Source organism: Collimonas fungivorans (genome assembly GCF_028292705.1).
GTDB lineage: Bacteria > Pseudomonadota > Gammaproteobacteria > Burkholderiales > Burkholderiaceae_D > Collimonas > Collimonas fungivorans_B.
On the sequence record NZ_JAQGLV010000128.1, the window covers coordinates 1 to 6,479 of the forward strand.

Genomic DNA, 6,479 nt, shown 5'->3' on the forward strand with positions numbered 1-6,479 from the left:
CCTTGACTGCTTGCGCTTCCTTAGCTATCTGAGCCGCCTTTGCCGCCTGGGCAGCTTTGGCGGAAAGCGCCGGAACTGTTGCCGGCGGCGCGCTTGCCGGAATCAGGGTGACCAGGGTCGGCGCCGGCGGTGTTTCCGGCACAGGCGGCGCGGACGGCGCCACCGTTGCTGCCGGCGCGACCGCCTGGCGCGTAGTCGCAGGGGCGGCGATTACGACGGGAATGACGGGTGCTGCCGGAGCAGGCAAAGGCAACGGCACTGGCTTGGTTTTCGCCAGTACGGCCATGGCTTGCGCAGCGCTTCTTTCCGGCTGGGTGTTTGCCGGAATCAACGCCGCTGCAACAGGCGCCGGCAACGGCAGATGCGACACGTTTTCTGCAACGCGCACCGGTTCCGCCGCAGGCTTGCTGCGGGCCGGAGCGGCCTGCACCACGGGCGCAGGTTTCGGCAACGGCGCTGGTGTGGCAACATGCTGCACCGGCGGACTCGCCGGCAGCAGGGTCACCGGCGTGGCCGCAACCACAGGCGCCGCGGGCGTCGCCACCTGGACCTCGCTGGCCCATTCCAGCAACGGCCGCTGCGCCATGAGCTGCGCATGCGCAGGCTGCAGGCCGGCCAGGCACAGCGAACCGATCGCTATGCAAATCGGACGGCGCTTCATGGCCGGCTCCCCGCTTCGCGGGCTACGTCTTTATTCTTGTTTGACATGATCGTTATCTCTCTCGGAAGGCTTCACGCGCCTTGAATACCGGTTTCAGCAGATAGTCCAGGATGGTTTTCTCGCCGGTGCGTATTTCCACCGTGGCGGTCATGCCTGGGATGATCGGCAGTTTCTTGCCGCCGGCCTGCAGGAAGCTGCTGTCGGTCAGCACCTGCACCCGGTAATAAGTGGAGTCGCGTCCGGCCGCGGCCTTGGCGTCGTCGGTCAGCGTATCGGGGCTGATCAGTTCGACCGTGCCCTTGAGGCCGCCGTACACGCCGTATTCGTAGGCCGAGACCTTGACCGTGGCCGGCAGGCCCGGCCGCAGGAAGGCGACGTCGGCCGGCTTGATCTTGCCTTCGACCAGCAGCTGGTCTTCCAGCGGAATGATTTCCATGATGTGCTCGCCCGGCTGGATCACGCCGCCGATGGTGTTGACCTTGATGTTCTTGATGGTGCCGCGCACCGGCGCCGTCACCGTGGTGCGCTCGACGATGTCGGCGCGCCCCACCAGGTTCTCGGTGGTTTGCGACAGTTCCTGCTCCAGCTTGCTCAGTTCCGAGTTGGCGTCGGCCTGGTACTTGTTGCGCCGCTCCACCATCTGCGATTTGAGCTCGTTGGCCTGGCGCCGCATGCGCAGGATTTCCACTTCCGATACCAGGCCCTTGGCCGCCAGCGGCTCGGCCAGGCCGATTTCCTTGGCGATCAGGCTGTAGCTGCCCTGCAGCGCCGCCAGGCTGTCGTCCAGCGCGTGGCGGCGAGCGTTATAGGCCAGCGTTTCCTGCTGCACCACGGCCGGATCTTTCTTGACCAGGTCGGGGAACTGCAGCGGCTGCTGGTAAGCCTCGGCCCGCAAACGGGCGATCGAGCCTTCCAGGCCGACCTGTTTCGACAGCGCTTCGCGATAGCTGGCCTGGGCGCGGGTGGGGTCGATCTTGAGCAGGATCTGGCCCTTCTCGACGATGCCGCCTTCGCGCACATCCATCTCGGCCAGGATCCCGCCTTCCAGGCTCTGGATCACCTGTTCGCGGCTCTTGGAAATGATCTTGGCTTCGCCCTGGGTGATTTCTTCCACCCGCGCAAAATGCGCCCAGGTCAGGCCGATCACCATGATGATGGCGATCAGGTACAGCACCGCCTTGGAACCCTGCGTGGTCTGCGTCAGCAGCGATTCGCGCAGGTCGTTCATGAAGGCAGCGTCGCCCGGCTGCAGGGCAGCCTCGGATTGATCGCCGCGGAATTTGTTGAGCCATTTCATGACGCTACCTTTTGTTCAGACATTGTTTTCACTCCGGCTTGCAGGGAAGCCTGGGCGGCGGCCGGTTTTTTCTCGGCGGCAGCCTTCGGTCCTGCGACGTTGGATACATTGGCGGCATTGGCAGCGCTATTGGCGCCGAGCGCAGCCATGATCTGCTGCTTCGGTCCGTCCGCCACCAGCTTGCCGTCGTCCACCACCAGGATCCGTTCGACCATGCTCAGCAGCGACGGCCGGTGCGTCACGATCACCAGGGTATGGCCCCGGGTAGCGCGCACCAGGTGTTCCATGAACAACGCTTCGGTCTGGGTATCCATGGCGCTGGTCGGCTCGTCGAGCAGGATCAGCTGCGGATTGACCAGCAGGCAGCGCGCCAGCGCCACCAGCTGGCGCTGGCCGCCGGACAAGCCTTCGCCGGCTTCGCCGATCGGCAGGTTGATGCCCAGCGGATGCTTGGCGGCGACGGCGTCGAGGCCGGTCAGGCGCAGCACGCTGAGGAATTCCTCGGCCGGCGCATCGGGCCGGCCGATCATGATGTTTTCACGCAGGGTGCCGTAGAACAGACGCGCTTCCTGGCCGACGTAGCCGACCGCCTTGCGCCAGTCGGCCGGATCGATCTGCGACACGTCCAGGCCGTCGGTCAGCATCTGGCCGCCGACCGGCGCATACAGGCGCGCCATCAGCCGCAGCAGGGTCGATTTGCCACTGCCGATGCGGCCCAGGATCGCCACCCGTTCGCCAGCCTTGATCGATGTGCTGATATTCTTGAGCACTTGCGGATTCGGCTTCATCGGCGGCGCCGGATAAGAGAAGCTGATGTCTTTCAGGGTCAGCTGGCCGTTCAGCGGCGGCTTGGCCAGGTATTCCATGTTGGGATCGCGGTCGACCGGCATCGCCATCAGGCGGTTGAGCGAGCTCAGCGCAGCCTTGGCTTGCTGGAAGCGCACCGCCAGGCCAGCCACCTGGTTCAGCGGCGCCACGGCGCGGCCGGCCAGCATGACGGTGCCGATCAGCGCGCCCTGGGTCAGGGTGCCTTCGCCGATCAGGTAGACGCCGGCTACCACCAGCACCACCGTTTGCAGCTGCTGCAGGAACGACATCATGTTCATCGCCATGCTCGACAGCATGCGCGACTTCATCGCGGTGCTGGAGGCGGCGGCGCTGAAGGCTTCCCAGCGGCGCTGCATGTAACCTTCGCCGCCTACCGATTTCAGCGTTTCCAGGCCTTCCACCGATTCGATCAGCACGCCTTGCTTGAGCGACGACTCGCGCAGGTTTTCCTGCATGGTGCGCGCCAGCGGCCACTGGATCCAGATGCTGATGCCGATGATGATAGGAATCAAGAGCAGCGGCACGAAACCGAGCGGGCCGCCGACCATGAAGATGACGCCGCAGAACAGGATCACGAACGGCAAGTCGGACACGGCCGACAAGGTGGCCGAAGTGGCGAAATCGCGCACCGATTCGAATTCGCGCAGCTGGTTGGCGAACGAACCCGAGGAGGCCGGCTTGTGCTCCATCTGGATCGACAGCGCCTGGCGGAACAGCGTGGTGCCCATCACCAGGTCGGCTTTCTTGCCGGCGACGTCGAGCAGGTGCGCCCGCACATAACGCGACACCGCCTCGAACATCATGGCGAACACCACGCCGATGGCGAGCGACCAGAGGGTGGTGTAAGCCTGGTTAGGCACCACCCGGTCGTAGACATTCATGGTGAAGAAGATGCTGGCCAGTCCCAGCACGTTGATCAGCAGCGCGCCGAGGGCCGCGCTGTAATAGAAGCGGCGATAGCGCCACAGCGTCACGAACAGCCAGTGGCCGGCATGGCGTTCGGTTTCTTCGCCGGCACGGGTGTCGATCTTGGCTTGCGGCTTGACCAGGATGGCGTGGCCGGCGTACCAGCTGTTGAGCTCGTCCAGGCTGATTTCGACAATCTCGTTGCTGATTTCCGGCATCACCAGCTGATAGATCGGCTTGCGGTCTTCGCCCATGCGGCGACCGGTCAGGATCGCCGCGCCGCGGTCGTTGCGCAGCAGGATCAGCGGCATCAGGTGGCTCGACAATTCCTGCACGCGGCGGCGCACCAGGCCGCCGGTCAGGCCGGCGCTGGCCAGCGCGGTGAGCGCCAGCGAAGGCTCCAGCACACGGCCCTTGGGCAGGCCGGCGCACAGCGCCTCGGCGCTGCGGCCGACGCCGTAGTATTCGCACAGCAGCATGACGCTTTCCAGCAGGGTATCGACCACGCCGGCGCCGATCGGCGCTTCGGCCTGCTCGGGCGGCTGCGATTCGAGCTGCAGCTCAGGTTGCAACTCGGGCTGCGACTCAGGCGGCAACTCAGGCTGCGACTCAGGCGGCAATTCGGGCTGCAACTCAGGAATTGTTTGCGATGACATGATTTTTGTCTTGAAAAATAGGATTGATCGGAGCGCTTGGAACACGCAACGGGCCCGATCGCGAAAGACTTCTTTCTGGATGACCGAGCTTCGACACAGACCGAAGTGTAGAGAGGTAAAGACGCGGGGTCTGTAGGGTGTGGCGGGTGGCCAAGGGGAATAAATCCGGCATCCGTGTCAGATTAATCTGACGCCTGGATGGCGCTCGCAGCAAGGGCCGGCGTGGTATGGCGCGAGCGCTGCCTGGAGCCGCCCAGGGCTACTGAGGGTTACTTAGAGAGGCTGCTCGTCCGCCGCCTGCGGCAACAGCAGGTCGATGGCGGTAGCGGCATGCTGGTGCACTTCAACACCGGCGCCTTCGCTGCCGGCGCGGCCGGTCCAGTCGCCGCTGTCGCCGGCGTTGCCCAGCAAGTCTTCCAGCGCCAGCACGGCGCCGGTGTCGACCGGCGCAGCAGCCGTGTCGTCAAGGAGGAACAGGCTGTCGCTGCCCTGCTGCAGCACATCGTCGAGCGCGAGCTGGCTGAAACCGCCGGCGCTCGCAGATCCGGCGCCGGCCTCATGGCCCGGCGCATGGAGCGCCGCCGGCGGCAGCGTATACAAATGGCTGAAATCGATAACCGCTTCGCCGCCGTGGATCATGCCTGCGTTGAGTGCATGGTATGGCGCCGGCTCAGCCGCGCCGGCGGCCTGCTCGAAGGCGGCGCTTGCTGCCGCCGGCGCATCGCCGCCGCCGGCCTGCTCGCCGTGTTCCACGCCGTGGTAATCGGACAGGTCGCCGCTCTTCCTGGCGCCGCTGTCGAAGTTGCCGCCCATGGCCAGGTGGCCGACATCGCTGCCGCCATCGCCGGGCTGGCTGTCGCTGCCATCAAGCATGGCGCCGGCCATGCCCATGGCGCCGTGGCTGAACAAGCCCGAACCATGGCCCTGCAGGCCGCCGCCGTGCTGCGGCCCGTGCGCCAGGCCGTGGCGCTGGCCCGGCGCCAGCGGCGCGGCCAGGGTATCGCCCAGCATACCGCTGTCGTAATCGGTCTTGCCGTCGGCGGCGATGTAGTCGTGGCCGATGCCGTCTTCAGCGACGACGGCCGGCTGGTGGCTGTCTTGCGCGTGGTAAGCCTTGAGGATGTGTTGCGCGGCAATGTCGGCCGCGCCCGCGCCCTGCGGATCGTCGCCGGGGAGTGGTTTGACTGTATTCATTGCCCTGTCCGTCCTTTACATAAAATGGGATTGCCGCGGCGAAAAAAATCCTTCGCTCACTGCAGATCGATATACAGGGGATTGTAGAAAGATCATCCGCCAGAGTCTGTAAGAAACGAGGGATGCAGCCTGGCGATAAATCCTGAAAATCTGTAGGAAATATCCGTAATTCGAGGAATGATGCAGGCGATCGATGGACGTTCCGGATGGGCACAGACGATTGTCATCGGGTTCAATACCGTTTATAGTCAATCGTCCCTGCAAAAAACAGGGACCAGGTTTAGCAGCCTGCTTTACGAACAGCGCACAAACCGCGCCATGCGGTTTTTTTGTGCGCACTACTGTCACGTCCTCAATGGCGGCGGTGGTGGGGAGCCTTCGGGCTGCCGGTTTGCCTGTTCGTACCGGTCTGCTAACCCTGCCATTTGCCGCCTCCCCGTTTAGCAGCGGGAAGCGACTTTACTGCCATAAACAGGAGATCGCCATGACCAGTAATTTCACGCAGCTCAATCCCCCTCACGCCAACCACCAGCCCTTCTCATGGCTGGCCGAAGAACTGCGCATCGACGCCACCATGCAATTCCTGGCGCAAACGCTGGACATCACGCAAGGCGTAGAAACCTGCCTGGGGCTGGTGCATGCCAGCAACCTGGCAAGGGAAGAAAAAGACCCCGCCTGCCCGCCCGCACTGAACGTACCCGATACGGAACGGCTCACGCGCCTGGCAATGGCTGCCGCCGCCCTGCTTGCGCAACAGACCGAACAGCGTATCGACGTTCTCAACCGGCGTTACGAGCAGCGCGCCGCATAAGATTTCCCCGCCGCGCCGGCTGGCCTGGTGTAGCGAAACCTACGTAAAAACCCCGTCTTTCTCGCAAAAGACGGGGTTTTTTATCTAACGCGGACTACCGCTCAAGCTTCAGTTCTTGCGCTGTCC

The 6,479-nt window shown here is 64.2% G+C and carries 4 protein-coding genes and 1 pseudogene; 1 reads left to right on the forward strand and 4 read right to left on the reverse strand.

Features of this window, described 5'->3' with window-relative positions; genetic code table 11:
• From JWQ61_RS06165 to JWQ61_RS06180, 4 genes and pseudogenes are all read right to left on the reverse strand, one after another.
• Window positions 1–661: pseudogene (locus JWQ61_RS06165) on the reverse strand (hypothetical protein); the annotation flags it as partial.
• 52 nt (window positions 662–713) lie between these two features.
• On the reverse strand, window positions 714–1,958 hold the full coding sequence (locus tag JWQ61_RS06170; RefSeq protein ID WP_304359751.1) for an HlyD family type I secretion periplasmic adaptor subunit: 1,245 nt from the start codon (window positions 1,956–1,958) through the stop codon (window positions 714–716).
• Entirely contained in the window at window positions 1,955–4,348 is a 2,394-nt protein-coding gene (locus JWQ61_RS06175) for a type I secretion system permease/ATPase (protein ID WP_304359752.1), read from the reverse strand. The genes JWQ61_RS06170 and JWQ61_RS06175 overlap by 4 nt, the downstream gene beginning before the upstream one ends.
• 273 nt (window positions 4,349–4,621) lie before the next feature.
• A complete protein-coding gene (locus tag JWQ61_RS06180) occupies window positions 4,622–5,542 on the reverse strand; it encodes a hypothetical protein (protein ID WP_304359753.1) in 921 nt (306 codons plus the stop codon).
• Window positions 5,543–6,026: 484 nt separating this feature from the next.
• Here JWQ61_RS06180 and JWQ61_RS06185 point away from each other — a divergent pair, with 484 nt between their 5' ends.
• Window positions 6,027–6,353: a hypothetical protein gene (locus JWQ61_RS06185; RefSeq protein WP_304359754.1), complete on the forward strand. Its 327-nt coding sequence runs from the start codon at window positions 6,027–6,029 to the stop codon at window positions 6,351–6,353.
• Window positions 6,354–6,479: the final 126 nt, after the last annotated feature.

What these genes read in the sequence shown, in the direction of transcription:
- JWQ61_RS06170 (WP_304359751.1), bottom strand. Translation starts at nt 1,958, where the DNA reads ATGAAATGGCTCAACAAATTCCGCGGCGATCAATCCGAGGCTGCCCTG.
- JWQ61_RS06175 (WP_304359752.1), bottom strand. Translation starts at nt 4,348, where the DNA reads ATGTCATCGCAAACAATTCCTGAGTTGCAGCCCGAATTGCCGCCTGAG.
- JWQ61_RS06180 (WP_304359753.1), bottom strand. Translation starts at nt 5,542, where the DNA reads ATGAATACAGTCAAACCACTCCCCGGCGACGATCCGCAGGGCGCGGGC.
- JWQ61_RS06185 (WP_304359754.1), top strand. Translation starts at nt 6,027, where the DNA reads ATGACCAGTAATTTCACGCAGCTCAATCCCCCTCACGCCAACCACCAG.